The 25,269-nt window shown below is 68.4% G+C and carries 23 protein-coding genes; 12 read left to right on the forward strand and 11 right to left on the reverse strand.

Annotated features, from left to right (window positions below; all coding sequences use genetic code 11):
• The first annotated feature begins 52 nt into the window (after positions 1–52).
• A complete protein-coding gene (gene otsB / locus AC0KTM_RS20145; RefSeq protein WP_472416492.1) occupies positions 53–1,201 on the forward strand; it encodes a trehalose-phosphatase in 1,149 nt (382 codons plus the stop codon).
• Here otsB and AC0KTM_RS20150 read toward each other — a convergent pair whose 3' ends face one another.
• A complete protein-coding gene (locus AC0KTM_RS20150; RefSeq protein WP_472416494.1) occupies positions 1,202–2,068 on the reverse strand; it encodes a MaoC family dehydratase in 867 nt (288 codons plus the stop codon).
• Between the two features lie 83 nt (positions 2,069–2,151).
• Between AC0KTM_RS20150 and AC0KTM_RS20155 the strand changes: the two genes are divergently transcribed.
• Entirely contained in the window at positions 2,152–2,868 is a 717-nt protein-coding gene (locus tag AC0KTM_RS20155; RefSeq protein WP_472416496.1) for a histidine phosphatase family protein, read from the forward strand.
• A gap of 65 nt (positions 2,869–2,933) precedes the next feature.
• Positions 2,934–4,952, forward strand: a complete 2,019-nt coding sequence (locus AC0KTM_RS20160) for an SDR family oxidoreductase (RefSeq protein WP_225330124.1) — start codon at positions 2,934–2,936, stop codon at positions 4,950–4,952.
• Here AC0KTM_RS20160 and cmaA1 read toward each other — a convergent pair whose 3' ends face one another.
• A complete protein-coding gene (gene cmaA1, locus AC0KTM_RS20165; RefSeq protein ID WP_225330125.1) occupies positions 4,953–5,840 on the reverse strand; it encodes a cyclopropane mycolic acid synthase CmaA1 in 888 nt (295 codons plus the stop codon).
• Positions 5,841–5,879: 39 nt separating this feature from the next.
• Between cmaA1 and AC0KTM_RS20170 the strand changes: the two genes are divergently transcribed.
• The 4 genes from AC0KTM_RS20170 to AC0KTM_RS20185 all read left to right on the forward strand — a co-directional run bounded on the left by AC0KTM_RS20170 (position 5,880) and on the right by AC0KTM_RS20185 (position 10,024).
• Positions 5,880–6,905 (forward strand): nucleoside hydrolase, encoded by a 1,026-nt coding sequence (locus AC0KTM_RS20170; protein WP_238956771.1) that lies wholly within the window; start codon positions 5,880–5,882, stop codon positions 6,903–6,905.
• 5 nt (positions 6,906–6,910) lie between these two features.
• A complete protein-coding gene (locus AC0KTM_RS20175) occupies positions 6,911–7,378 on the forward strand; it encodes a hypothetical protein (RefSeq protein WP_225330127.1) in 468 nt (155 codons plus the stop codon).
• A 103-nt stretch (positions 7,379–7,481) separates the two neighbouring features.
• Positions 7,482–8,741 carry a 3-oxoacyl-ACP synthase KasB gene (gene kasB / locus AC0KTM_RS20180; protein ID WP_238956772.1) on the forward strand — a complete coding sequence of 420 codons (1,260 nt, stop codon included), beginning with the start codon at positions 7,482–7,484 and terminating at the stop codon, positions 8,739–8,741.
• 125 nt (positions 8,742–8,866) lie between these two features.
• The gene (locus AC0KTM_RS20185) at positions 8,867–10,024 is read left to right on the forward strand and encodes an alpha-hydroxy-acid oxidizing protein (protein WP_225330129.1); all 1,158 of its coding nucleotides are present in this window, start codon (positions 8,867–8,869) and stop codon (positions 10,022–10,024) included.
• Here AC0KTM_RS20185 and AC0KTM_RS20190 read toward each other — a convergent pair.
• Positions 10,015–11,577: a DNA polymerase Y family protein gene (locus tag AC0KTM_RS20190; protein ID WP_472416498.1), complete on the reverse strand. Its 1,563-nt coding sequence runs from the start codon at positions 11,575–11,577 to the stop codon at positions 10,015–10,017. The genes AC0KTM_RS20185 and AC0KTM_RS20190 overlap by 10 nt on opposite strands.
• A gap of 48 nt (positions 11,578–11,625) precedes the next feature.
• Complete coding sequence (locus AC0KTM_RS20195; RefSeq protein WP_472416500.1) at positions 11,626–12,315, reverse strand: hypothetical protein; 690 nt, start codon at positions 12,313–12,315, stop codon at positions 11,626–11,628.
• A 250-nt stretch (positions 12,316–12,565) separates the two neighbouring features.
• Here AC0KTM_RS20195 and AC0KTM_RS20200 point away from each other — a divergent pair, with 250 nt between their 5' ends.
• The gene (locus tag AC0KTM_RS20200) at positions 12,566–13,162 is read left to right on the forward strand and encodes a TetR/AcrR family transcriptional regulator (RefSeq protein ID WP_238956774.1); all 597 of its coding nucleotides are present in this window, start codon (positions 12,566–12,568) and stop codon (positions 13,160–13,162) included.
• Positions 13,159–14,439 carry a cytochrome P450 gene (locus tag AC0KTM_RS20205; RefSeq protein WP_238956775.1) on the forward strand — a complete coding sequence of 427 codons (1,281 nt, stop codon included), beginning with the start codon at positions 13,159–13,161 and terminating at the stop codon, positions 14,437–14,439. Before AC0KTM_RS20200 ends, AC0KTM_RS20205 begins: the two co-directional genes overlap by 4 nt.
• On the opposite strand, the gene AC0KTM_RS20210 is transcribed toward AC0KTM_RS20205, so the two are convergent.
• Genes AC0KTM_RS20210 through AC0KTM_RS20220 form a run of 3 tightly spaced genes read right to left on the reverse strand, consistent with a single transcriptional unit; the run spans position 14,399 to position 17,192 of the window.
• On the reverse strand, positions 14,399–15,598 hold the full coding sequence (locus AC0KTM_RS20210; protein WP_472416502.1) for a cytochrome P450: 1,200 nt from the start codon (positions 15,596–15,598) through the stop codon (positions 14,399–14,401). The genes AC0KTM_RS20205 and AC0KTM_RS20210 overlap by 41 nt on opposite strands.
• Positions 15,595–16,191, reverse strand: a complete 597-nt coding sequence (locus AC0KTM_RS20215) for a TetR/AcrR family transcriptional regulator (RefSeq protein ID WP_238956777.1) — start codon at positions 16,189–16,191, stop codon at positions 15,595–15,597. The genes AC0KTM_RS20210 and AC0KTM_RS20215 overlap by 4 nt, the downstream gene beginning before the upstream one ends.
• A complete protein-coding gene (locus AC0KTM_RS20220) occupies positions 16,188–17,192 on the reverse strand; it encodes an NAD-dependent epimerase/dehydratase family protein (RefSeq protein ID WP_238956778.1) in 1,005 nt (334 codons plus the stop codon). Before AC0KTM_RS20220 ends, AC0KTM_RS20215 begins: the two co-directional genes overlap by 4 nt.
• A gap of 85 nt (positions 17,193–17,277) precedes the next feature.
• On the opposite strand from AC0KTM_RS20220, the gene AC0KTM_RS20225 reads away from it, so the two are divergent.
• Complete coding sequence (locus AC0KTM_RS20225) at positions 17,278–18,090, forward strand: SDR family NAD(P)-dependent oxidoreductase (RefSeq protein ID WP_238956779.1); 813 nt, start codon at positions 17,278–17,280, stop codon at positions 18,088–18,090.
• Between the two features lie 8 nt (positions 18,091–18,098).
• The gene (locus AC0KTM_RS20230; protein ID WP_238956780.1) at positions 18,099–18,674 is read left to right on the forward strand and encodes a carboxymuconolactone decarboxylase family protein; all 576 of its coding nucleotides are present in this window, start codon (positions 18,099–18,101) and stop codon (positions 18,672–18,674) included.
• On the opposite strand, the gene AC0KTM_RS20235 is transcribed toward AC0KTM_RS20230, so the two are convergent.
• From AC0KTM_RS20235 to guaA, 4 genes are all read right to left on the reverse strand, one after another.
• The gene (locus AC0KTM_RS20235; RefSeq protein WP_238956781.1) at positions 18,619–19,299 is read right to left on the reverse strand and encodes a TetR/AcrR family transcriptional regulator; all 681 of its coding nucleotides are present in this window, start codon (positions 19,297–19,299) and stop codon (positions 18,619–18,621) included. The two genes, AC0KTM_RS20230 and AC0KTM_RS20235, sit on opposite strands and share 56 nt — an antisense overlap.
• A complete protein-coding gene (locus AC0KTM_RS20240; protein WP_238956782.1) occupies positions 19,286–20,431 on the reverse strand; it encodes a sulfotransferase family protein in 1,146 nt (381 codons plus the stop codon). The genes AC0KTM_RS20235 and AC0KTM_RS20240 overlap by 14 nt, the downstream gene beginning before the upstream one ends.
• The gene (locus AC0KTM_RS20245) at positions 20,428–21,633 is read right to left on the reverse strand and encodes a DUF1214 domain-containing protein (RefSeq protein ID WP_238957378.1); all 1,206 of its coding nucleotides are present in this window, start codon (positions 21,631–21,633) and stop codon (positions 20,428–20,430) included. The genes AC0KTM_RS20240 and AC0KTM_RS20245 overlap by 4 nt, the downstream gene beginning before the upstream one ends.
• A gap of 178 nt (positions 21,634–21,811) precedes the next feature.
• Positions 21,812–23,416: a glutamine-hydrolyzing GMP synthase gene (gene guaA, locus AC0KTM_RS20250; RefSeq protein WP_238956783.1), complete on the reverse strand. Its 1,605-nt coding sequence runs from the start codon at positions 23,414–23,416 to the stop codon at positions 21,812–21,814.
• A 252-nt stretch (positions 23,417–23,668) separates the two neighbouring features.
• On the opposite strand from guaA, the gene AC0KTM_RS20255 reads away from it, so the two are divergent.
• Positions 23,669–25,258 (forward strand): PPE family protein, encoded by a 1,590-nt coding sequence (locus tag AC0KTM_RS20255; RefSeq protein ID WP_238956784.1) that lies wholly within the window; start codon positions 23,669–23,671, stop codon positions 25,256–25,258.
• The last annotated feature ends 11 nt before the right edge of the window (positions 25,259–25,269 follow it).

Genomic DNA, 25,269 nt, shown 5'->3' on the forward strand with positions numbered 1-25,269 from the left:
GGCAGTCTATCGAAAGTATGTTCGATAGGAGCTATCGTGAGAGGGTTGGCTCATGCCGGTCATCGACCCGCGCCGCCACGACGCCGTGCTGTTCGACCTGGAAACCGACGACAGCGCGCTCGGCTCGCCATTGGCCGCGCAGCTGCGCGAGATCGGGGTGGGCGCCGCCGCCGTTTCCGCCGACGGGCCGGTGCGGACGGCCGCGGGCCTGAAGGTGCGCCCGGGCCGCGCCGTCGTGGTCGCCGGGGACGCGGCCGGCGTCGAGGCCGCCCGCGCCGCGGGATTCGCGTTGGTGATCGGTGTCGGCCCGGCCGGGCGCGCCGGCGCGCTGCGTGACGCCGGGGCCGACGCCGTGGTCGGCGACCCGGGCGAGGTCGTCGTGCGCACCGGGGACCGCCGGATGTCGCAGCTGCCCGACGCGATGCAGGCCCTGACCGACACCGCCGGCGGCCTGGCCGACCGGCGCCCGGCCGTGTTCTTCGACTTCGACGGCACGCTGTCCGACATCGTCGACGACCCGGACGCCGCCCGGCCCGTCGCCGGGGCCACCGAGGCGCTGGGGAAGCTGGCCGCCCGCTGCCCGGTCGCGGTGCTGTCCGGTCGCGATCTCGCCGACGTGACGAATCGCGTTGGCGTACCGGGTATTTGGTATGCCGGCAGCCACGGTTTCGAGCTGACCGCACCCGACGGGACACACCACCAAAACGACGCGGCGACCGCGGCCATCCCGGTGCTGGAGCGGGCGGCGACCCAGCTGCGCGACCAGCTCGGCGCGATCCCCGGAGTGGTGGTGGAGCACAAGCGATTCGGCGTCGCCGCGCACTACCGCAACGCCGAACGCGACCGCGTCGGTGAGGTGCTCGCGGCGGTGCGCGCGGCGGGTCGCCGCGACGCGCTCCGGGTGACCACCGGCCGCGAGGTCATCGAGCTGCGCCCGGACCTGGACTGGGACAAGGGAAAAACGCTGCGCTGGGTGATCGACCACCTGCACCAGGCCGGGGCGGGCGCGCTGACGCCGGTCTACCTCGGCGACGACATCACCGACGAGGACGCGTTCGACGCGGTCCACGATGATGGTGTGCCGATCCTGGTGCGGCACAACGACGACGGCGACCGCGCCACCGCCGCGCTGTTCGCGCTGGACAGCCCCGCGCGGGCCGCCGAATTCACCGACCGGCTGGCCGATCAACTCGACGCCTAGTCAGGCGTATTCCACCGCGCCGTCGTCGAGCACCACGCGGACGCCGGAACCCTCGGCACCCGACGCCTCGGTACGGAACACGGCCTTGCCCTCCCCGGTGCGCCAGATCAGCGTGGTCAGTGTCTCGCCGGGGAACACCGGCGAGGTGAATCGCGCCGCGATCGAGGTGATGTTGGCCGCGACGCCGCCACCGAGCTCGGACACCAGCGCGCGACCCGACACCCCGTAGGTGCACAGCCCGTGCAGGATCGGCTTGGGGAACCCGGCCAGCTCGCGCGCGAACCACGGGTCGCTGTGCAGCGGGTTGCGGTCACCGGAGAGCCGGTAGATCAGCGCCTGGTCCTCGCGGGTGGGCAGCGCGATCCGCGCGTCGGGCTCGCGGTCCGGGAATTCCGGGGCGACAGGCCGCTGGCCCGGCATTCCCCCGAACCCGCCCTCGCCGCGGATGACCAGCGTGGTGAGCGTCTCGGCGATCAGCTGCTTCGAGTCCGGGTCGGTGCCCCGGCCGCGCAGCACGAGGATCGCGTTCTTGCCCTCACCCTTGTCCTGGATGTCGGCGACCTCGGACACCACCGAGAGCTTGCCCGCGGGCGGCAGCGGCGCGTGCAGCCGGATGCTCTGCGATCCGTGTAACAGCATGGCCCAGTTGAACTTTCCGACCAGGCCGGCCGCGCCGAAGGCCGGGCAGCAGATCACCGCGTAGGTGGGCAGCACCTGTTGGTCGATGTCGTGGCTGTTCTCGGTGGTGAAGGCCAGGTCGTCGATCCCGGCGCCGACGCCGAGCGCGTAGAGCAGCGTGTCCCGGTCGGTCCATTCGAAGAGCATGGGTTCGGTCACCGCGCCGACGGCACTCGGGTCAATCGCCATGGGGGTCTCCTTTCGAGGATTTTCTGCACGTAACCATCGCAAACCCTTCCCACCGAAGCCGTCGGCAGGGCAGGCTATCTTCCATGCCCAAGCGCAGCTGGTTCCGCAAGGCCTCAGTAGCAGTCGCCGCGCTCACCGCAACGGTAATCGTCGCCGGCTGCGGCGGCGGCTCGCCGCAGGCGCGCTCCATCACGGTGACGTTCGTCCGGCACGCCCAGTCGGAGGCCAACGCCGCCGGCACCATCGACACCGACGTGCCGGGCCCCGGCCTCACCGCGGAGGGCAAGGGGCAGGCAGAACAGCTCGCGCACCAACTCGGCCGCAAGGACTACGACAGCGTCTACGCCTCCACCATGACCCGGACGCAGCAAACCGCCGCGCCGCTGGCCGCCGAGCTCGGCAAGCAGGTCGAGGTTCTGCCCGGCATCCAGGAGATCGACGCCGGCTGGTACAACGGCAAACCCGAGTCGATGGCGAAGTCGACCTACCTGGTGGCGCCGGTGAACTGGATCAAGGGCGACGTGTCGTACAGCATCCCGGGCTCGATCAGCGGAAAAGAGTTCAACGACCAGTTCACCGCGGCCGTCAACAAGGTCTACAACAGCGGCCACCACAACCCGGTGGTGTTCTCGCACGCGAACTCGATCATGGTGTGGACGCTGATGAACACCCGCAACGGCAAGGAAAGCCTGATGACCACCCACCCGTTGCCCAACACCGGCCGCGTGGTGATCAACGGTAACCCGATGACCGGCTGGACGCTGGTCGACTGGGACGGGATCCGCGACTTCCACAGCTAGGCGCACCAACCCTCGTGTGAAGATCGGCAGTTGACGTCCGCGGCTGCCGAAGCCACGATGTCTTCATGCGGTATGTCGTTACCGGCGGTACCGGGTTTATTGGCCGCCGCGTCGTGTCTCGTCTTTTGGAATCCCGCCTCGACGCGCGGGTGTGGGTGCTGGTGCGACGGCAGTCGCTGGGCCGCTTCGAACGGCTCGCGGCCCAGTGGGCTGAGCAGTGGGGTGAGCGGGTCAAACCGCTGGTCGCCGAGCTGCCGGAGCTGGACCTGAGCGACGACGTCCTCGCCGAGCTGGGCGAGATCGACCACGTGGTGCACTGCGCGGCGATCTACGACATCACCGCCGGCGAGCCCGAGCAGCGCGCCGCCAACGTCGAGGGCACCCGCGCGGTGATCGGCCTAGCGCAGCGCCTGGACGCGACGTTGCACCACGTCTCGTCGATCGCCGTGGCGGGCGACTTCCGCGGCGAATACACCGAGGACGACTTCGACGTCGGGCAGCAACTGCCGACGCCCTATCACCAGACCAAGTTCGAAGCCGAACTGCTGGTGCGCTCGACGCCCGGGCTGCGCTATCGCATCTACCGCCCGGCGGTGGTGGTGGGCGATTCACGCACCGGCGAGATGGACAAGGTGGACGGGCCGTACTACTTCTTCGGCGTGCTGGCCAAGTTGGCGGTGCTGCCGTCGCTGACCCCGATCCTGCTGCCCGACACGGGCCGCACCAACATCGTCCCCGTCGACTACGTCGTCGACGCGCTGGTCGCGTTGCTGCACGCCGACGGCCGGGACGGGCAGACCTTCCACCTGACCGCCGAGAAGACCATCGGTCTGCGGGGCATCTACCGCGGTGTGGCCAAGGCCGCCGGGCTGCCGCCGCTGCGCGGGTCGCTGCCCCGCTCGGTGGCCGCCCCCGTCCTCAATGTGCGCGGCCGCGCCCGGGTGGTGCGCAACATGGCGGCCACCCAACTGGGCATCCCCGCCGAGGTGTTCGACCTGGTCGACCTGCCCCCCACCTTCGTCAGCGAGCGGACCCGAAACGCCTTGCAGGAACTCGGGATCCGGGTGCCCGAGTTTTCCTCCTATGCGCCCAAACTGTGGCGGTACTGGGCGGAGCATCTCGATCCGGACCGCGCCCGCCGCGACGATCCACGAGAACCGTTGCGGGGCCGGCACGTCATCGTCACGGGCGCCTCCAGCGGGATCGGCCGGGCGTCGGCGATCGCGATCGCCGAGCGGGGCGCCACCGTGTTCGCGCTGGCCCGCAACGGCGCGGCGCTGGATGCGCTGGTCGCCGAGATCCGCGCCAATGGCGGTGCCGCCCATGCCTTTACCTGCGATGTCACCGATTCCGCGTCGGTGGAACACACCGTCAAAGACATCCTGGGGCGCTTCGACCACGTCGATTACCTGGTGAACAATGCCGGCCGCTCGATCCGCCGCTCGGTGGTCAACGCCTACGACCGGATGCACGATTACGAACGGGTGATGGCGGTCAACTACTTCGGCGCGGTGCGGATGGTGCTGGCGCTGCTGCCCCATTGGCGCGAGCGGCGATTCGGTCACGTCGTCAACGTGTCGAGCGCCGGCGTGCAGGCGCGCAACCCCAAGTACAGCTCTTACCTACCGACCAAGGCGGCGCTGGACGCGTTCTCCGACGTGGTCGGATCGGAGGTGCTGTCCGACCACATCACGTTCACCAACATCCACATGCCGCTGGTGCGCACCCCGATGATCGTGCCGTCGCACCGGCTCAACCCGGTCCCGGCGATCAGCCCCGAACGCGCGGCGGCGATGGTGGTGCGCGGGCTGGTGGACAAGCCGGCGCGCATCGACACCCCGCTGGGTACGCTCGCCGAGGCCGGAAATTACTTCGCCCCCAGGACTTCTCGGCGAATCCTGCATCAGCTCTATCTCGGCTATCCCGACTCGGCCGCGGCACGGGGGGTGGCACCCGTTGCAGAGGCGCGGCCGACGACCGCGCGCCGCAGACCCAGCCGGCCCGTCCGCGCCGTCACCGGCGGCATCCGCACACCCCGGACGGTCAAGCGGCTGGTGCGCCTGGTGCCCGGCGTGCACTGGTGATCATTTCTCCAACGTGAACTGGTTGACGTCGACGTATCCGACCCGGAAGGCGTCGGCGCAGCCGGTCAGGTATTTCATGTACCGCTCGTAGACTTCCTCGGACTGCACCGCGATCGCCTGCTCCTTGTGGGCTTGCAGCGCGGCGGCCCAGATGTCGAGGGTCTTCGCGTAGTGCGGCTGCAGCGACTGGATGCGGCTCACCGTGAAGCCGTTCGCGGTGGCGCGCTCCTGCACCATCGGTATCGACGGTAACCGCCCGCCCGGGAAGATCTCGGTGACAATGAATTTGATGAATCGGGCGAACGTGAACGAGATGGGCATGCCGCGCTCCACCATCTCCGTCGGGTGCAGACCGGTGATGGTGTGCAGCAGCATGACCCCGTCGTCGGGCAGCAGGCGATGCGCCATGGTGAAGAACGCGTCGTAGCGCTCGTGCCCGAAGTGCTCGAAGGCGCCGATGCTGACGATCCGGTCGACGGGCTCGTCGAACTCCTCCCAGCCCTGCAGCAGGATCCGGGCGGAACGGGGGCTGCCGGACTGCGCGATCAGCCGCTCGACGTGCTCGGCCTGGTTGCGGCTCAGGGTGAGGCCGACGACGTTGACGTCGTATTTCTCCACGGCGCGCATCATGGTGGCGCCCCAGCCGCAGCCGACGTCGAGCAACGTCATGCCCGGCTGCAGCCCGAGTTTGCCCAGGGCGAGGTCGATCTTGGCGATCTGCGCTTCTTCCAGCGTCATATCCTCGCGCTCGAAGTAGGCACAGCTGTACGTCTGGGTCGGGTCGAGGAATAGCCGGAAGAAGTCGTCCGACAAGTCGTAGTGGGCCTGCACGTCGTCGAAGTGCGGCGTTAACTCAGTGCCCTCCGGGGGCTCCGACGTTGTGGGCATCAGCTCAGCCTAATAGCCGAGATGGCTATGTTGTAAACAATGAACGCTCCCGTTTTCGTCGACGTCGACACCGGCGTGGATGACGCGCTGGCGCTGATGTACCTGCTCGCCAGCCCGGACGCCGAGGTGATCGGCATCGCGTCGACCGGCGGAAACGTCGGCGTGGAGCAGGTTTGCGAAAACAATCTGGGCCTGTTGCGGCTGTGCGACGTCACCGGCATACCGGTTTCCCGGGGCTCCGATCAGACCCTGACCGGACCGATGCGACTGCCGTCAAAAGTCCACGGCCCCAGGGGATTAGGCTATGCCGAGCTGCCGCCCGGCGGGGGCTCGCTCACCGACTACGACTCGGCGGACGCCTGGGTGCGCGCGGCGCGCGCCCACCCCGGCGAGCTCATCGGCGTGGCGACGGGCCCGCTGACCAATCTGGCGCTGGCGGTGCGCGCCGAGCCCGCGCTGCCGACGCTGCTGCACCGGCTGGTGATCATGGGCGGCTCCTACGACCACCGGGGCAACACCACCGCGGTGGCGGAATGGAACATCAGCGTGGACCCCGAGGCCGCGGCCGAGGTGCTGGCGGCCTGGGGCCATGAAGGCGTTGAGCAGCAGCGCCTTCCGATCCTGTGCGGACTGGACTTGACCCGCAAGGTCGCGATGACACCGGAGCACCTGGCCCGGCTGGCTGCCGCCGCCGGGTCGACGACGACGCCGCTGAGCGAGCACGACGAACGCGGAACCCGGTCGACCGCGTCCAATCCGCTGATCCGGGTGATCGAGGACGCCACGCGGTTCTACCTGGAGGCCTATCACGATCTCGGCCACGGATATCAGGCGCACATGCACGATCCGTTGGCCGCCGCCGTCGCGCTGGATCCGGGGCTCGTCACGACCCGTCCGGCGACCGTGGACATCGAGTTGACGGGGACCCTGACCCGGGCCATGACGGTGACCGACTGGTCGGGCCATCGAGAACCCAACGCGCTCATCGGGATTGACGTGGATGCGGCCGCTTTCTTCGATCTGTTCATCGAGCGGGTGGGTCCCTTCGCGCGCCGGTTAGCCTAGACCGCATGAAGATTCGTGCCATCGAGCTGATCCGCGCGGGATGGGGCGGTGTGCTGCTGGCCGCCCCCGCCGAGGTGTTGAGCCGCATCCACGGCGTGCGGGTCGATCGCCGGGCGATCGTCGTCACCCGCATCCTGGGCGCTCGCCATCTGGTCCAGGCGGCGTTGTCGGGGGTCAACCCCGGCCCGGAGGTGCTGGCGGCCGGGGTCTGGGTCGACACGGTGCACTCGGCGACCGCGCTCGGCCTCGCCCTGATCGACCGGCGCCGGGCCCGCGGCGGGGTGATCGACGCCGTCGTCGCGGGGTCGTGGGCGGGCCTGGGCTGGCGCCACCTGCGCACCGGCCAGGCCAGGACCGACGGCGTCCGCGGCCGCGACCGGCTGGCCCGCACCGCCCTGCGGGCGTTGCCCGGCGGCCGCGCGCTGATGGCCCAAGCGCAGGCGGTAGGCGCCAATCGGCGGCACGCCTCGTGACGTTTGGGATAATGGTGGCTTGTGTTTGGCATGATTTGGTGGGGTGAGTGGGGCTCGACGTCAATCGTTAGCAGCTCTCATCAAGTGAAAGGTTTCGGGAGTCATGGCGGAGCTGGTTACCGGGAAGACGCTGCCGAACGTGGTCGTAACGGGCATCGCGATGACGACGGCGCTGGCGACTGACGCCGAGGCCACGTGGAAGCTGCTGCTGGACAGGCAAAGTGGTATCCGCAAGCTCGAGGATTCGTTCGTCGAGGAGTTTGACCTGCCGGTGCGCATCGGCGGTCATCTGCTGGAGGATTTCGACGGCGGGCTCACCCGCGCCGAGCTGCACCGCATGGGCTACCTGCAAACGATGTCGACCGTCCTGGGTCGTCGGGTGTGGGAGAACGCCGGCTCGCCCGAGGTCGACAGCGACCGGCTGATGGTGTCCATCGGCACCGGCCTGGGCTCGGCGGAGCAGATCGTGTTCAGCTACGACGACCTGCGCGCGCGAGGCGCAAAGGGGGTCTCCCCGCTGGCGGTGCAGAAGTACATGCCCAACGGGGCCGCCGCGGCGGTCGGCCTGGAGCGCCGCGCCAGGGCCGGGGTGATCACCCCGGTGTCGGCGTGCGCGTCGGGATCGGAGGGCATCGCCCAGGCGTGGCGCAACATCGTGTTCGGGGAGGCCGACATCGCGATCTGCGGTGGCGTCGAGGTCAGGATCGAAGCGGTCGCGATCGCGGCGTTCGCGCAGATGCGGATCGTGATGTCGACCAAGAACGACGACCCGGTCGGCGCCTGTCGCCCGTTCGACCGCGACCGGACCGGCTTTGTGTTCGGCGAGGCCGGCGCCCTGATGGTCATCGAAACCGAAGAGCACGCCAAGGCCCGCGGCGCCAACATCCTGGCCCGCATCATGGGCGCCAGCATCACCTCCGACGGCTACCACATGGTCGCCCCGGACCCCAACGGCGAACGCGCCGGGCACGCGATGAGCCGCGCCATCCAGCTCGCCGGCCTGTCCCCCAGCGACATTCACCACGTCAACGCGCACGCCACCGGCACCTCGGTCGGTGACGTCGCCGAGGGCAAGGCCATCAACAACGCGCTGGGCCCCCACGGCGGCAACGCCGCCGTCTACGCGCCGAAGGCGGCCCTGGGCCACTCGGTGGGCGCGGTGGGTGCCGTGGAATCGATCCTGACCGTGCTCGCGCTGCGCGACCAGGTCGTCCCGCCGACGCTGAACCTGGAAAACCTCGACCCCGAGATCGACCTGGACGTGGTGGCGGGCAAACCCCGCCCGGGGAACTACGAGTACGCGATCAACAACTCGTTCGGGTTCGGCGGACACAACGTGGCGACCGTCTTCGGGCGGTACTGACCGATACGTATCGGAGCGCATCGAAACCGCTTATCGCGGAATGTGTTTTCGCCGCACTGACCAACCCGTGGGGTCGCATCCTCGAACACCGTTTGGTGCACCGGGTGCGGGGTACTGGACCGACTATGGCCTTCGCCGACTACCAAAACGAGTTGTACGACCAGTCGCTGCACGGAAATCAGCCGCAGTACCCGATCAGGTTCGAGGACCTGGAGAAAAAGGCCGCGGCGGCGATGACACCGAAGGTGCTGCAGTACGTCGCGGGCGGCGCCGGTGACGAGCACACCCAGCGCGCCAACTGCGCGGCCTTCAAGCGGTGGGGACTGTATCCGCGGATGGGGGTCGCGCCCGAGGAGCGCGACATGTCCGTCGAGCTGTTCGGCATGAGGTTCCCGTCTCCGATCTTCATGGCACCCATCGGCGTCATCGGGGTGTGCGATCCGGACGGCCACGGGGACATACTCTGCGCCCGGGCCTCCGTCCGTACCGGCGTCCCGTTCTTCGTGGGCACGCTCACGTCCGACCCCATGGAGGTCGTCGCGGCCGAACTGGGCGATACGCCGGCGTTTTTCCAGCTGTACACGCCGCCGGATCGCAAGATGGCCGCCAGCCTGGTGCACCGCGCCGAGGCGGCCGGCTTCAAAAGCATCGCCGTCACCCTGGACACCTGGGTCACCGGCTGGCGGCCCCGCGACCTCAGCGGCGGGAACTACCCCCAGGTGCCCAGCGGGTGTCTGGCCAACTACACCAGCGATCCGGTTTTTCGCGCCAAGCTGAGCCGCGGCGAAGACGCCACCGAGGCGGCGGTGCGCAAGCTGCCGATTTTCGGCGGCCCGTTCCGGTGGGAGGACCTGGAGTGGCTGCGGTCGGAGACCGACCTGCCGCTGATGGTCAAGGGCATCTGCCATCCCGACGACGTTCGCCGCGCCAAAGACATTGGCGTGGACGGCATTTACTGCTCCAACCACGGCGGGCGACAGGCCAACGGCGGGCTGCCCTGCCTGGATTGCCTGCCCGACGTGCTCGAGGCGGCCGACGGGCTGCCGGTGCTGTTCGACTCCGGTGTGCGCAGCGGGGCCGACATCATCAAGGCGCTCGCGCTGGGGGCGACCGCCGTCGGGATCGGCCGGCCCTACGCCTACGGGCTGGCGCTCGGGGGCGTCGACGGCATCGTGCACGTGCTGCGCTCGCTGCTGGCCGAGGCGGATCTGATCATGGCCGTCGACGGATATCCCTCGCTCAAGGACCTGACCCCCGAGGCGCTGCGGCCCACCTACTCGTAACTCCCCTCGAGATACCAGCGCCGCTGGCGATAGCACAACAGCAACGCGCGCTCGCTCTCCAGCAAGATCTGGGCGCGGGCGGTGCGACCCCCTCTCGGTCCGACCCTTGGTCCGCCCCCATTGCCGGCCGCGGGCCGATCGTCCCACCACCGCTCGTCGACCGGCCAGGGCCCGGCCCACCAGCACAGCCGCTCGTCTCGGCCCTGGGTGATCATCCGGGCGGGGTCGGCGGAGAACAGCCCGCGGTTGGTCACCCGTATCGGATTCCCTTGGGCGTCAAGCAGTTCCACCGGATCGTCCAGCAACACCGCCGGTGACGGCTCGGGCAGCCGGCCGGGCCACGGCAGATCGGGATCGGCCCGCGGCACCGGCTCGTCGCCCAGCGGGATCAGCGTGATGCGCTCGGCCGGCCCGCGACCACCGGACAGCACCGGCACTCGCACCGCCTCCGGCCCGAGCAGGCCCTGCACCCGCACCAGCGCCCGGCGGGCCCGCAGCCTGTCCTCCTCCCCCAGCCCGCCCCAGAGCGGCAATTGCAGCGCCTCGGCGGATACCACCTCCACCGCGGCCAGCCGCAACAGTGTCACCGCGGCGGTGGGCCGGGGATCGCGCGCGGTGCGGTTGCTCAACCAGCCGTCGAGTTGCCAGCGCACCCGGTCGGCGGTGGCGTCCTCGGTCAACGGCTCGGCGCATCGCCACACCCGATGGCGTTCTTCGCCGTTGGCGGTGACGGCGTGGATGGCCAGCCGGGTGCATCCCACGCCGGCGGCCATCAGCTTCTGGTGCAGCGCGCCGGCCAGCGAGCGCCCGGCGAATGCCGCAGCATCGACCCGGTCGATCGGCGGATCGCAGTCCAGCACGGCCTCGAACTCGGCCGGCGGTTCCCGCCCGGAGGGCGGCCGTTCGGGCTCGCCGCGGGCCAACCGGTGCGCGCTCACCCCGTCGGCGCCGAACCGGGAGGCCACGTCGCTGCGCGACAGCGCCGCGAACTGCCCGATGGTGCGAATCCCCATCCGCCACAACAGGTCCGTCAGCTCTTCCCGGCCCGGACCGGACAGGCTCGGCTCGGTGGCGAGTTGGCGGATGGACAGCACCGACAAAAACCTCGCGTCGTCTCCCGGCTCGACGACGCGGCCCGCCCGCGCCGCGAAGACCGCGGTGGACAACTGGTCGGCGATCCCGACCTGACACTCGGCGCCGGCTGCGGCCACCGCGTCGATCAGCCGTTCGGCGGCGGTGGCCTCGGACCCGAAATAGCGGGCCGCCCCGCGCACCGGCAACACCAGGAGCCCGGGCCGCAGCACCTCGGCGCGTGGCACCAGATCGTCCACCGCCGCGATCACCGCTTCGAAGAAGCGGGCGTCACGGTCCGCGTCTGCGGTGGTGACATGCAGTTGCGGGCACCGGGCCGCCGCCTCCCGGCGCCGCAGCCCCCGCCGCACCCCCACCGCTCGGGCGGCCGACGAGCAGGCGATCACCCGGTTGGCCAACGTGACCGCGACCGGGACGGTCGCGGACAGATCCGCGGCCGCCGCGACCGCGGGCCAATCCATGCACCAGATCGCCAAAACCCTTGAACCAGAAGGGGTTACCACCGGAATTCACCCCGCTCGTGCTTGCGGCATCACCCGTCGCCCCGCACACATCCCGCTGACCTGCAGCCGCACCCCGCTGATCCGCCCGAATCCGGGGGCGGGCGCTCCCCAGTGGGGGGTGATCTCATATCCACAGACCCGGGCCGCGAGCCGCGTCGGCGCCCCCTGCCATTCGCCGCCGGTGACCAACAGGGTGCACCCCTTGTTGCGGGCCCGCGCCACCACCGCCCGCGCCCGGGTCGGCGGCACCCGGCGCCCGCCCAGCCCGAGGACCACCAGATCCATGCCGTCGACGAGCACCGCGGCCACCTCCACCGGATCGGTTCCGGGATCCGGTATCACCGCGAGCCGGCTCAGGTCCGCCCCCATCTCCGCGGCGGCCAGCAGCCCGATATCCGGCTGGCCGATGATCGCGGCGTTGCCACCGGCCGCCGTGACCGCGGCGACCATGCTCAACAGCAGCGATCGGGCACCCGAGAGCACCGCCACCGTTCCCCGCGGCAGCGGCGCCGGCAACAGGTCCGCCAGCCACTGCGGCAGCGCCAGCTGGGATTCCGAGTCCAGCAGCTCGTCGGCGGGCGCGCCGACGGGTGATCCGGCCCTCTTTGCGGAGATGCCCGCCATCCGCCGGCGCAGCGATTCGAGCTGCTCAGCACGGGTTTCTTCGTGGTGACTGGAGGCAAAAGCCGCGGTCATGACCTAGCCTCCTTGATCACCATTCGAAAATATGTTCGAAGTAAACACCTGCCCTCTGACAACCGTCAAGCGACGGGAGGGGCGGCTTTATGCGATCGATACCGGTGGGGCTGATGGTGTCTTTTGGGCGGGATTTTTAGCCGCCGGGCGACGGCTATGCCGCCCATGCGGCGAGCCATCCGCGACCCTTGCCATGTCAACCCAGCAAGCATATGGTTGCAATACCCAAGCGTTTGATTGGACGGTGCCCATGGCCGACAGCACCCGCGATCGGATCCTCAACGAGGCGCTGCGACTCTTCGCCGAGCACGGCTATGCCGGCACGTCGATCGCGTCGATCGAGAAGGCAGCCGGCCTGTCCCCGCACTCGGGATCCCTCTACACCCATTTCGGGTCGAAGGAACAGGTCATGGCCGCCGCTGTCGAGCGAGCCATCCAGACCGCCGACGCGAGCTTCACTCTCGCGCCGATGTTGTCGCTCGGCAATCTGGAGGCCGAGCTGACATTGGTTGCCCGGGGCTCATTGGTGCTGATGACCAACTGGCGCGATCTGATTCGCGTGATGGTCAAGGAAGGCGACCGCTTTCCCAATGTGATGGCCGATGCCCGAGATCGCCTCTTCGTCAGGTCGCATCAGTTTCTCGCCAAGTGGCTCGAAGGCAAAGCGCCACAAGATGGTTCACCCGACCGCGATTTCGAGGCGATTACCGCGATCTGGCTCGGAGCGATCGAAAACTATTGGATCGCCGCGTCTATGCACGACGATCGCCCACTCGGAATCGACGAGGAGCGATTCGTTCGGCAATGGGTTCTCACGCTGATGACCGCGATCGGAGCAGGGAAATGACAAAAGCGCACTTCGATCTCAACGATCCCGCGGTGATCGCGGACCCCTACCCGCACTATGCGCGGCTACGCGATCACGCTCCGGTCTATCACTGCGCGGACCCGGATCTGTGGATACTCAGCCGTCACGACGACGTGGCGGTCGCGGTGCGCGATGCCACGCGGTTCTCCTCCGACCTGGGCAAGTCGTCGCGTTTCGACGACAACCCGTTTAACCCCACGATGAAGGTCCCGCACCTGCTCGCCGCAATGCTGGGTCGCATTGCGCCGATTCGCACCGTATTGACCAGCGATCCGCCCGAGCACACCCAGTTGCGCCGCAAAGTGAGCCGGGCCTTCACACCGAGACGAATCACCGCCTGGGAGCCGCGAATTCAGGAGATCGCCGAAAGCCTCGTCGACGACATCGTCGCCAAGGCCGGCAACGAGCCGATTGATCTGGTTGCCAACCTGGCATCGCCGCTGCCGACGATCGTGATCGCCGAGATGATGGGCATTCCGGCCGATCGCCACAACGACTTCAAGCGCTGGTCGGACAACCTGGTCAACGGGCTGCTCACCGGTGGCAGCAAGACCAAGATGCTGGCCGGCATAGCCGAGATCACTTGGTTCTTCGCGAATACGGTACGCAGTCGGCGCCGCAACCCCGGCGACGACCTCGTCAGCCTCCTGATAGCCGGCGACCGTGACACCGAGGCGCTCAGCCTGGTGGAACTCATCAACTTCTGCGTCCTGCTCTTGGTCGCCGGCAACGAGACGACCACCAATCTCATCTCTAACGCGATGCTGGCGCTGCTGGATCGGCCGAACCTGTGGCAGCAGATCACGGCCGATCCGGCCTTGGCCGCCACCGCGGTGGAGGAGACGCTCCGGTTTGACGGACCCGGCCAGGGCCTGCTCAGGATCGCCGCGACCGACATCACCATCGGCGACACCACCATCCCCGCCGGCGCCAGGGTGCTGCCACTGATCGGCTCCGCAAACCGCGATCCGCGTCATTGGGACGACCCGGACGAGTTCCGCATCGACCGAAACTCCTACGAGCACATCGCGTTCGGCTCCGGCATCCATTTCTGCATCGGCAACGCTCTGGCCCGGATCGAAGGTCGCGCGGCGATCGAGACACTCGCGCGTCGGTTACCGCACCTGGCACGGGCCGGGACGCCGATCCGGATCGCCAGCCCGGTGCTACGGGGACACCGGTCACTGCCAGTCGTCATCGACCGTAGAGAGCGACTCAGCCCAGCACCCGCACCGGCACGTTGTTCCAGCCGATGACGTTGGTCATGGCCACCCGGTGCAGCCCCTCCCGCACGATCGCGTAGCGCGGCATGTGATCCAGCAGCTTGTCCAGCGCGACGGCGCTCTCCGTCCGGGCCAGCGCGGCGCCCAGGCAACTGTGCACCCCGTAGCCCAACCCCAGGTTCTGCGCCTGGCTGCGGTCCCGGTTGATGTCGAAAACGTCCGCGTCGGTGAACGCCCGCTCGTCCCTGTTGGCCGAGCCCACACAGAGCAGGACGGGGTTTCCGGCGGGGATCGTGGTGCCGTGCAACTCAACGTCTTTCATGGTGTACCGCACCAGGTACTGTGCGGGCGCCTCCCACCGCAGCAACTCCTCCACCGCGGCGGGAATCCGGCTGCGGTCCTCGAGCAACATCTGCCATTGATCTGGGTGCTCGGCGAAAGTGACCACCGCGTTGCCCACCAACTTGGTGACCGTCTCCGCACCCGCCCCGCCCAACATTGAAGCGAAGCCGGCGATCTCGACGTCGTCGAGTTTGGTTGCCACGCCGTCGCGCTCGACTTCGGCGGCGATCAGATCGCTGATCATGTCGTCCTGCGGATTGGCGTGCCGTTCTTGGATGATGTTGTAGTAGATCAGTCCGGTCTCGATGCCCGCCTGAACGCCCTCTTCGGGCGTCGCGACGTTGCCGTACTCCCGCTCCAGCGTCTTGTCCAGGAGAAGGCGGACCCGCTGGCGGAGCTCGGCGGGCACGCCGAGCAGCCGGGTGATCACTTCCACGGGAAACAACGCCGAAAAGTCCTGCACCACATCGAATTCGACGGGATCGGCCGCGGCGAGAAATCGTTCGATCTGTTGGACGACCAGCCGACGCTGGCGTTCGATGGCGCGCGGCGTGAACACCTTGTTCACCAGGTTGCGCATCCGGCGGTGCTGGGGCGGATCCATCATGATGATCAGCGGCGGCACGGGATTACCGGACTGCACCATCTCGAGATCGACCCCGCGCGAGGACGAGAATGTTTCGAAGTCTTTGATGGCGGCCGCGACATCGGCGTGACGGGTCAGCGCATAGAAGTCGTAACGCTCGTTGTAATAGACGGGCTCCTCGTCGCGCAGCCGCCGGTAGGTGGCGTAGGGGGCGTTGAAGAAGTCGTTCGAAAACGGATCAAAGACAAGTTTCGAGGCGGTCAACGCGTCCTCCTGGATCCACCGACGGGCAGACCGGCCGCGGCGCGGATCTCGCGGCGGGCCACCGCCGGGTCGTTATCCGGGAATACGTAGTGGCTCAAGGCGACTCGCGCGATTGCGCCCGCCAGGTTGCGGCTGTTGACCGCGTTATCGAAACCGTCCTCGCGAGCGCATTTCTCCAAGACGGGCAGCAATCCTTCGATGATCATGGGTAACGCCCGGGCCATCTGTTGATGGGCGAAGCCCGGCTCCAAGTCGAGCTGACGCCCGGGGGGCTGCTCCTCGACGAACGTCGCCACGACGTCGATCGCGGCTTCCAGTCGTGCGACTCCGGTTACCCCGATCATCGCCCTCTCCATGGCGGTGCTGAAGCGCCGGTACTCCTGCTTGCCCAGCGCGTCGATGAGATCTTCTTTGCAGTCGAAGTAGCGGTAGATCGTCGGCCGCGACACCCCCGCCAGGGTCGCCACATCCGACAAGGACAATTTCCGGGCGCCGGTCCGCAGCACGAGGCGGCGTGCGGCGTCGAGTATCCGATCGCCGAGATCGCCGTGATCCGAACCGGATCGGCGAGCCTCGGCCGTCGACGCTTTCACGCGGCCACCGGATCGAGCCGGCCGAGTTCGCGCAGCCACGGGATCAGCAGGCGCAGCCCGTCGTCGAAGGACATCGGGTGGTAGCCCAGCCGCCTGGTGGTCAGGTTGTCGTCGGCTCTGGGCTTGCGCACGTCTTTGGCCGCGGCCTCGGCGATGGCCATTAAGGTCGGTCCGAACTCGGCGGTCAACGCTTGCGGATCCGACCGGTAGTCGAGATCCTCGACGCGGTGGTCGATTCCGGCGATCTCGCAGGCCCGGTTGATGCCGGCGGCGGTGCTGATGGTGTCTTGCGGCTGGCCGATCAACAGATAGCGCTCACCGGCCACCCCGCGGTCCAGCGCCGCAATCGAGCCCTTCGCGACGTCCCGGCCCGCCACCCATGTCACGGGAAACGCAAGGTAGCGCTTGATCTTTCCGCGCATGCCGGCCAGCAACACCCGGTTGAAGCTGGTCCGGTGCAGGGCCCGTTCCACCACCGGGGCCGGCCCGAAGATCGCGCCGGGATGGCAGGTCAGCACGTCCTCGCCCGCGGCGGCACGTTGGTGAGCCTCGAGGAAGGCGGCGAGCTTGGTGACCGTATAGGGGTCGTCGGGCGGCTGTTGGAGAACGGGAGCCTCTTCGAAGTCGAGGTCGGTGCTCAGATCGATGAACGTGGCCGTGCTCAGGGCGACGACCCGACGCATGCCGTGGCTTTTCGCCGCGTCGAGCACGTTGGTTGTGCCGATCATGTTGACCGCTTTGAAATCCTCGAGGTCCTGACTGGCCCCGCCCAGCAGCGCCGCGCAGTGGATCGCCGCCTCGGCGCCCTTGGCCGCGCGAAGCACGTCGTCGGCGTCGCTGATGTCGCCCTTGACCAATTCGACGCCGATGGCGGCCAGCACCGCCGCCTCGTCCGGGTTGCGGACCAGCGCGCGGACGTGGTCTCCGCGCTCGATCAGCTGTTCGCAGACGTTGCCGCCGGTCTGGCCGGTGGCGCCGGTGACGAAGATGGTGCTGGCCATGGCGGCGGCCCCTTCCCTGGCTACATATGAGACAAATCAAGTAAATATCGTAACGCTTGACTTGCTATTCCTCTAGGATTAGTCCATGACGCTCGATCCGGCAAGCATTCTTTTGACCGACCGTGTCGCCGTCGTCACCGGCGGCGGTGCGGGCATCGGTCGCGGCATCGCCGCGGGACTGACACGATTTGGCGCGAAGGTGGCGATCTGGGAGCGCAACCCCGAATCGTGCGCGGCGGCCGCGGCCGAGATCGGCGCGCTCGGCATTCCCACCGACGTCCGCGATAGCGCCGCGGTCGACACCGCGCTGACGCAGACCACCGCCGAACTCGGCCCGGTCACGATCCTGGTCAACAATGCCGGTGGGGTCTTCTGGTCCGGGATCCTCGACACCAGCGAGAACGGCTGGGACGCGCTGTACAAATCCAACCTGCGCCACGTCTACCTGTGCACCCAACGGATCGCGCGCGGCTTGGTTGAGCGCCGGTTGGCGGGCAGCATCATCAGCGTCACCTCGATCGAAGGCGCCCGCGCCGCACCGGGTTACGCCACCTATGCGGCGGCCAAGGCCGGGGTCATCAATTACACCAAAACCGCGGCCCTCGAACTCGCGCCGCATGGGATCCGGGTCAACGCGCTGGCACCCGATATCACCTTGACCGAAGGGATCATGCACGTGGCACCCCCGGGCTCCGAAGAGCGGTTCGGGCTCACGGTCCCGATGGGTCGCGCGGGACGGGTCGACGAGATGGCCGGCGCGGCAGTGTTTCTCGCCTCCGACATGTCGAGCTACATCACCGGCCAGACGATCCATGTCGACGGCGGCACCCACGCCGCCGGTGGCTGGTACCACCACCCCGAGACCGGCGCCTACGCCCTGGGCCCCACTAACAGCTAGGACGAACCATGCCACGCATCGAGCCGATCCCGATGGACCGATTGAGCACGGCTTCGCGCCGCATCGTGGATGCGGGCATGGCAGACGGCCGCTACGCCACACCGGTTCCCTTGCAGATATTCGCTTACCGCAGTGCGCAATTGGCCCAGGTGGACATGGCCAGAACACAGCTGGGAGCGGACACGCTGCTGGGCGGCCGGATACTGGAACTGCTGCGCATACGCAGTGCCCAACTGGGCGAGTGCGAGCCGTGCAGCCAATCACGCAAGCACGATTCGATCACCGAGGACGATGTGGCGTGCCTGCTGGCCCCACAGCACGACTCTTTGACGCCGCAGGAGCGCCTGGCCGTGGAATTCCTGGACCGCCTGTCGGGCGACCATCATTCGATCGACGACGAGTTTTATCGGCGATTGGGCGAGCATTTCACCGCCGCGCAGATCGTCGAACTCGGCTTCACCTGCGCCTCGACGATGGGGCTGCACCGCTTTCTGCACACCCTCGACGTGTACGGCGAATCGATCCCGGTCATCGGCTACTCCCCCGACCAGGTCGATGCCGCCCATCCGCAAGGGCAGCGCTGATCGCTTCGAGCGACAACCCCAGGCCGCCGAGGCAGAAACGCTGCACGCGATCCCGGATCTGGTCGGGATCCCGGCTCGCCGTCGCCCAGTGCCGTTCGACATTGGACCACACCACGCCCTGGATGGAGAGCGCCTCAACATCGGGATCGATCTCTGGAAATATGCCCAGATCCCTTCCGCGCGCGAGTTCTTGGACAAGCGGGTGCAGTATTTCGCGATACGCGGGGGCAACGATTTCGGGAGCGGCGAACATCTGGCGTTGCGCCTCGATCGACATCTGGCGTAGGTCAGCGCGGATCTGCTGATTGAAGGCGAGGTCGAGTCGGCCGGCGATCCAGGCCAACACCGCACGAACCGGATCGACTCCCGACATGCGTTGCTGCAGCCGCGCGACCTCACCGCGAGCCATCTCCAGGAATACCGCCGCCACCAGCTGATCCTTGGAGTCGAAGTGACGGTAGAACGCCCGGGTGCTCAGCTGCGTCCTGCTGAGCAGCGCAGCGACAGACAGTGCCTGGACTCCTTCGGTCCGAACGACTTCGGCGGCCGCGGACACGATCGCGGCGTGTACCTGCGGATCGGGTTCGAGTTTTTGACGCCCGCCGGCCCGATCAGGCCGAAGCATCGTAGGTCGCCATGTAGTCGCTGAACGCCTCGTGCACCCGCGCAGGGGTCAACCCGTAGTCGGCCAGGTCGTAGGTGTGGGTGCCGCGGTGACCGGGCTTGTGTTCCTCGGCCCACTGGCGAACCTTGGCCCGCGCCGAGTCGGTGAACCTCAGACCGAGCCTTTCGTAGCTGTCGGCCACGGTGGTGACCGGGTCGGATTGCAGGGCGGCAAACGAAACGTCGACAAACCGGTCGTCACCGAACTTCCTGCGGAATTCCATGGCCCGACGCATGCCCTCGGCCCACCATGCCAGCTGCTCGGCGCCGAGCTCTTCGGGGTCTTTTCGGTCACTGCTCCAGCTTCGGACGTAGGCGATGAGACTGCAGACCGATCCCAAAACCTTGGCCGGATCACGGTGGCTCCACAGAAATTTCGCGTCCGGATAGGCTTCGACGAACGCGTCGAGGGCGAACATGTGCACCGGGGTGCGCAGGTGCCACAGGTTCGGTTTGCAATGCCATTGCAGCAATTTGAGCACGTCGCGGTGGAACGCGTAGGTTTCGCGCATGTCGTTGCGCAGCAGCCATTCCACGTAGCCGGGCACGCGCACCACGCCGTCGAAGTGGAAGGTGCGAAAGCTCATGCCCATCAGGTCCTGGCATTCGGTCGCGGCCTCGGGTTCGGAATTGGTCATGGCCCGGAAATCGGGGAACATCTGCTCGATCATCGCGATGCCGTCGGCGCACTGCGCGATGCGCGGGTCGCTGTGCTGGGTGGCGGCCTCGGGCGGCGGAGTCGGTGCCTGAGATTCCCACGTGCGCAGCGACCTGAATTGTGGGTCGGCAGAAACTAATTGACTCAGCGCGGTGGTGCCGGTGCGGGGCAGGCCGAGGACGACGACGGGACCCTCGACCATTTCGTCGACGATCTCGGGATGCTGCTTGTAGGTTTCCACGATCTTCAGCCGCTGGATGAGGGCGTTGCTGATGGTGGCGTGCTGGATGACGCGGCCGAGGTCGTTGAGTTCGGCTTCGGTGTTCAATGCGTCGACGGTGCGCTCGAGGCCCTCACGGTAGTAGGACGAACCGAAGTCGTCGAGCCCGGTGGCGGCGCGCGCACCGTCTTCGAGGTCGTCAGCCGAGAAGCTCACCGGTAGAACCTTTCGTGTACGGCGCGGCGACGGGCCTCGATGACGTGCGCGCGTTCGGCGGGAGTGATCATCGTGGTCTCTGCCGGCAACGCCGCCACGACGTCGTCGACCTTCACGACCCGTGTGTCGGGCACCGGCGCGGTTTGCGTTCGGACGCAACGCAAAAGCATCGCGCCGTTGCTGTGGCCCGCGGTGTCGAGCCAGTTCGCCACCCCGGGATCAGTTGCGGAAATGACGGCGCGAAAGACCCCGTCGGGGTCGATGACCGCCTGGTGGCCGTTGAGGCTGGATTGATGGCGGCCGTAGTGGATCGTCTCCAACCACGGGTTGCCCAACGAGATGCTCCAGTAGACCCCCTCGGGGGGCTGTACCGCGAGGATGAGCGCCTCGTCGGGCCCGAGCTCGAATCGCCCGATCACAGGCCGATTTTCGGCGGCAGCGCCCATCTCGGTCATGTCCATCGGCGGAATGAATCCGTTGGCGGGCGGCATCGCACCGAAGTCGAGAAAGAACTTCAGGTTGTCGTAGACGAAGTCCCCCAGGGCGTAAAGCTGTTGGGCGACCGAGGAATCCAGCTCGACCGAACGGACTTCGGGTACCACTTCTTCCCCGACGCGCTCGATGTGCAGCGACGCGGGAACCTCGGTGTCCCAGTCGTAGAAGAAGTTTCGTACGGTCAGCGTCGGGTGCTCCCCCGCCAGCCGCAACCAGTTGCCCTCGTGCTCGTCGGCCGAGAGGATCGCCTCGAAGCGCCCATCCGTGTCGACGTCGAGGTCGTCGACGAGGCAATTGGAGGTGGCCGCGATTCCGTCCATGGTTTGCAACCCGACGTAGCGGGCCGTCCCCCGGTTGCCGAAGAGCCGATAGGTCTCGCCGGCGCGCAGGCTCGCGTTCAGGTACACGCAGTCGGGGCATTCCAGGCCCCAGGTGACGATGTCGTCCATGCTGGCGCGATTGACGGCGAGCACCGGGTCGGGATCGGCCCGCAGCGCCATGTCGGTGCCGACCGCCAGGAGCACCATCAGGTGACGCATCCCCGACGCATAGTCGAGGCGGTTCTTGTTGACCGGTGCGCTCCGGACGAGTTGTTCGGCCGCGTTCAGCCGCTCCTGGAGGTGCGCCCAGGCCTGGGAGAGGTCGGCCGCCGGGCCGTCCCCTGGTGACAGCGCCGCCTCCGCGATCGAGTGCGGCAGCCAGGCCATCGGGTTCTTCCAGGCTGGTTGTGCCTGTTCACGGGTTTGCTCGGCCACCTTGTCCTCCAGCCGGCGTCGGCGCCACGACCAATTGAAAATGGTGTTTTCAATTGCGCCATGCGTACCACTCGGATGGAGGGACTGTCAATGGGACGGGTCGTCGGCGAAGCGCGTCACGCCCGGGCGGCTACTCCCACTCGATGGTGCCCGGCGGTTTGCTGGTGATGTCGAGCACCACGCGGTTGACCTCGGCCACCTCGTTGGTGATGCGGGTCGAGATGCGCTCCAGCACCTCGTAGGGAACCCGGGTCCAGTCGGCGGTCATGGCGTCCTCACTGGTCACCGGCCGCAGCACGATCGGGTGCCCGTAGGTGCGGTTGTCGCCCTGCACGCCGACCGAGCGGACGTCGCCCAGCAGCACCACCGGGCACTGCCAGATCAGGCTGTCCAGGCCGGCGGCGGTCAGCTCCTCGCGCGCGATCGAGTCCGCCCGCCGCAGGGTGTCCAACCGCTGCGCGGTGACCTCGCCGACGATCCGGATGCCCAGGCCGGGACCCGGAAACGGTTGGCGCGCAACGATTTCCTCCGGCAAGCCCAGCTCGCGCCCGACCGCGCGCACCTCGTCCTTGAACAGCAGCCGCAGCGGCTCGACGAGTTTGAACTTCAGGTCGCCGGGCAGGCCGCCGACGTTGTGGTGGCTCTTGATGTTCGCGGTGCCGCTGCCGCCACCGGACTCCACCACATCGGGATACAGCGTGCCCTGGACGAGGAAGTCAACGCCGGAACCGTCGGAAGCGTTGTCCCCCACAATGTCTCGCACCGCGCCCTCGAACGCCCGGATGAACTGGCGGCCGATGATCTTGCGCTTGCCTTCGGGATTGGTCACGCCCGCGAGCGCGTCGAGGAAGGTGTCGGCCGCGTCGACGGTCACCAGGTTGGCGCCGGTGGCGGCCACGAAGTCGCGCTGCACCTGCGCGCGCTCGCCCTCGCGCAGCAGCCCGTGGTCGACGAAGACACAGGTCAGGCGGTCGCCGATGGCGCGCTGCACCAGCGCGGCGGCCACCGCGGAATCCACGCCGCCGGACAGCCCGCAGATCGCGTGGCCGTCGCCGATCTGGGCGCGCACCTGCTCGACCAGCGCCTCGGCGATGTTGGCGGCCGTCCAGTCCGCGCCGAGCCCGGCGAAGTCGTGCAGGAAGCGGCTGAGCACCTGCTGCCCGTGCGGGCTGTGCATCACCTCCGGGTGGTACTGCACCCCGGCCAGGCGACGGGCCCGGTTCTCGAAGCCGGCCACCTGCGCGCCCGCGCTGCTGGCCACCACCTCGAATCCGTCCGGCGCGGCGGTGACCGCGTCGCCGTGGCTCATCCACACCGGCTGGACGCTGGGCAATCCCGAATGCAGTTCGCCGCCAAGGACTTTCAGTTCGGTCCGGCCGTATTCGCTGGTGCCGGTGTGGGCGACGGTCCCGCCCAGCGCCTGCGCCATGGCCTGAAACCCGTAACAGATGCCGAACACCGGCACCCCGAGATCGAACAGCGCCGGGTCGAGCTGAGGGGCACCGTCGGCGTAGACACTGGACGGCCCGCCGGAGAGCACCAGCGCCAGCGGGTCGCGGGCCTTGATGTCCTCGGCCGTGGCGGTGTGCGGGATGACCTCGGAGAAAACCCGGGCCTCGCGGACCCGGCGGGCGATCAGCTGCGCGTACTGCGCGCCGAAGTCCACGACGAGCACCGGTCGAGCCGGCGGTCCGGACGTACCCGATGTTTGCGCGTTTCCAGTGGATTCGGCCACGCAGGCGAGTCTAGTGGCCACCTGCGCCGGCCCCGCCCGAGAGGCCTCCCGCGGAAACGTGGTGCGCAACGCGCCGCTGCGGCGAATTTTATGCCTTTGATATGAGGGGGGCGGGCCCGTCTTGATAACGACAATCATTTTCAATTAACTGGTCGAGGATTCTGCAACCTCGCCCAGCCCAGGAGTTGCCCTGATGGCGTTGCCCGCCGCGATCCCCCCGCCGATCGCCGACCGCAGCGGGGGTGTCCGACGATGACCGCACCGATGTGGATGGCGTCCCCGCCGGAGGTGCACTCAGCGTTGCTGAGCAGTGGCCCGGGACCGGCGTCGCTGTTCGCCGCGGCGGCGGCGTGGAGTTCGATGGGCGCCGAATACGCCTCGGCGGCAGAAGAACTCAGCGCGCTGCTGACGTCGACGCAGGCCGGCGCGTGGCAGGGGCCCAGCGCCGAATCCTACGTTGCCGCGCATACCCCCTATCTGGCGTGGTTGACGCAGGCCAGCGCGCACAGCGCCGCGGCGGCCGCCCAGCACGAGACGGCGGGCACCGCCTACACCGCCGCGTTGGCGGCGATGCCGACCCTGCCCGAGCTGGCCACCAACCACGTCGTCCACGGCGCCCTGGTGGCGACGAATTTCTTTGGGATCAACACCATTCCGATCGCGGTCAACGAGGCCGACTATGCGCGGATGTGGGTCCAGGCCGCCGGCACGATGGCGACCTACGAAGCCGTCTCCACCGCGACGGTGGCGGCCATACCGCCGACGGACCCGGCGCCGCCCATCCTCAAGTCCGAGGCCACCGCCCAACACGACCACGAGGAGGACGACGACCACCACGACCACGAGCACGGATTCGACAGTCCGCTCAATCAGTTCATCGCTCAGATCCTGCGGCTGTTCGGCATCGACTGGGATCCGGTCGAGGGGACCCTCAACGGCTTGCCCTACGAGGCCTACACCAACCCCGGCGACGTGCACTGGTGGGTGGTTCGAGCCCTCGAGCTGTTTTCGGATTTTCAGCAATTTGGGGCGCTGTTGCAGGAAAACCCGGCGGCGGCCTTCGAGTTCATCACCAACCTCGTGCTGCTCGACTGGCCGACTCACCTGGCCCAGCTCGCCAGTTGGCTCCCGACGCAGCCCCAGTTGCTGCTGCTGCCGATGCTCGTCGCGGTGGCCCCCTTCGGGGCGCTGGGCGGTTTTGCGGGCCTGGCGGCGCTGACGCCCCCGGCTGCGCCCGCCGCGGTGCCGGCGGCCCCTCCCGCCGTCCCGTCCGGCCTGCCCGCGGCGCTGGTCACGCCGGCCATCGCCGCCCCCGCCCCGGCCGTCGCGCCGGCGCCGGCGCCGGCGCCCGCGCCCACGGTCAGCACGGTGGCCAGCCCGGCACCGCCCGCGCCGCCGGCCCCGGGCGCTGCCCCATTCGTGCCTCCCTACGCCCTCGCGCCTCCCGGCATCGGGTTCGGTTCCGGCATGAGTGCGGGCGCCGCCGCCGGCGCGAAAAGGAAGGCGCCCGAGCCTGATTCGGCCACGACCGTCGCCGCGGCGGCCGCACGGGAGGCGGCGCGGGCCCGGCGGCGCCGGCGGGCGCGGCAACGAGATCACGGCGACGAGTTCATGGACATGAACGTCGACGTCGATCCCGACTGGGACGAGCCGGCGACGACGGCGTCGCAACGCGGCGCCGCACCCCTGGGCTTCGCCGGCACGGCGCGCAAGCAACCCGTCGCCGCGGCCGGGCTGGCCACGATGGGCGGCGACGAATTCGGCGACGGACCCCGGATGCCGATGATCCCGGGCACCTGGACCCCGGACGACGGCAATGGGGCGCACCACAGCAAGGATTGAGGTCCCGGCGC

The sequence above is a fragment of the Mycobacterium sp. NTMscope_Eco_3 genome, from assembly GCF_976985685.1.

Bases quoted from the DNA above. Each gene is read 5' to 3' on its own strand.
- AC0KTM_RS20175 (WP_225330127.1), top strand. From the start codon at position 6,911: ATGAAGATTCGTGCCATCGAGCTGATCCGCGCGGGATGGGGCGGTGTG.
- AC0KTM_RS20195 (WP_472416500.1), bottom strand. From the start codon at position 12,315: ATGACCGCGGCTTTTGCCTCCAGTCACCACGAAGAAACCCGTGCTGAG.
- AC0KTM_RS20230 (WP_238956780.1), top strand. From the start codon at position 18,099: ATGCCACGCATCGAGCCGATCCCGATGGACCGATTGAGCACGGCTTCG.
- cmaA1 (WP_225330125.1), bottom strand. From the start codon at position 5,840: ATGCCCACAACGTCGGAGCCCCCGGAGGGCACTGAGTTAACGCCGCAC.
- AC0KTM_RS20155 (WP_472416496.1), top strand. From the start codon at position 2,152: ATGCCCAAGCGCAGCTGGTTCCGCAAGGCCTCAGTAGCAGTCGCCGCG.
- AC0KTM_RS20160 (WP_225330124.1), top strand. From the start codon at position 2,934: ATGCGGTATGTCGTTACCGGCGGTACCGGGTTTATTGGCCGCCGCGTC.
- AC0KTM_RS20170 (WP_238956771.1), top strand. From the start codon at position 5,880: ATGAACGCTCCCGTTTTCGTCGACGTCGACACCGGCGTGGATGACGCG.
- AC0KTM_RS20190 (WP_472416498.1), bottom strand. From the start codon at position 11,577: ATGGATTGGCCCGCGGTCGCGGCGGCCGCGGATCTGTCCGCGACCGTC.
- AC0KTM_RS20235 (WP_238956781.1), bottom strand. From the start codon at position 19,299: ATGCTTCGGCCTGATCGGGCCGGCGGGCGTCAAAAACTCGAACCCGAT.
- AC0KTM_RS20200 (WP_238956774.1), top strand. From the start codon at position 12,566: ATGGCCGACAGCACCCGCGATCGGATCCTCAACGAGGCGCTGCGACTC.
- kasB (WP_238956772.1), top strand. From the start codon at position 7,482: ATGGCGGAGCTGGTTACCGGGAAGACGCTGCCGAACGTGGTCGTAACG.
- AC0KTM_RS20150 (WP_472416494.1), bottom strand. From the start codon at position 2,068: ATGGCGATTGACCCGAGTGCCGTCGGCGCGGTGACCGAACCCATGCTC.
- AC0KTM_RS20220 (WP_238956778.1), bottom strand. From the start codon at position 17,192: ATGGCCAGCACCATCTTCGTCACCGGCGCCACCGGCCAGACCGGCGGC.
- AC0KTM_RS20225 (WP_238956779.1), top strand. From the start codon at position 17,278: ATGACGCTCGATCCGGCAAGCATTCTTTTGACCGACCGTGTCGCCGTC.
- otsB (WP_472416492.1), top strand. From the start codon at position 53: ATGCCGGTCATCGACCCGCGCCGCCACGACGCCGTGCTGTTCGACCTG.
- AC0KTM_RS20245 (WP_238957378.1), bottom strand. From the start codon at position 21,633: ATGGCCTGGCTGCCGCACTCGATCGCGGAGGCGGCGCTGTCACCAGGG.
- AC0KTM_RS20205 (WP_238956775.1), top strand. From the start codon at position 13,159: ATGACAAAAGCGCACTTCGATCTCAACGATCCCGCGGTGATCGCGGAC.
- AC0KTM_RS20185 (WP_225330129.1), top strand. From the start codon at position 8,867: ATGGCCTTCGCCGACTACCAAAACGAGTTGTACGACCAGTCGCTGCAC.
- AC0KTM_RS20255 (WP_238956784.1), top strand. From the start codon at position 23,669: ATGACCGCACCGATGTGGATGGCGTCCCCGCCGGAGGTGCACTCAGCG.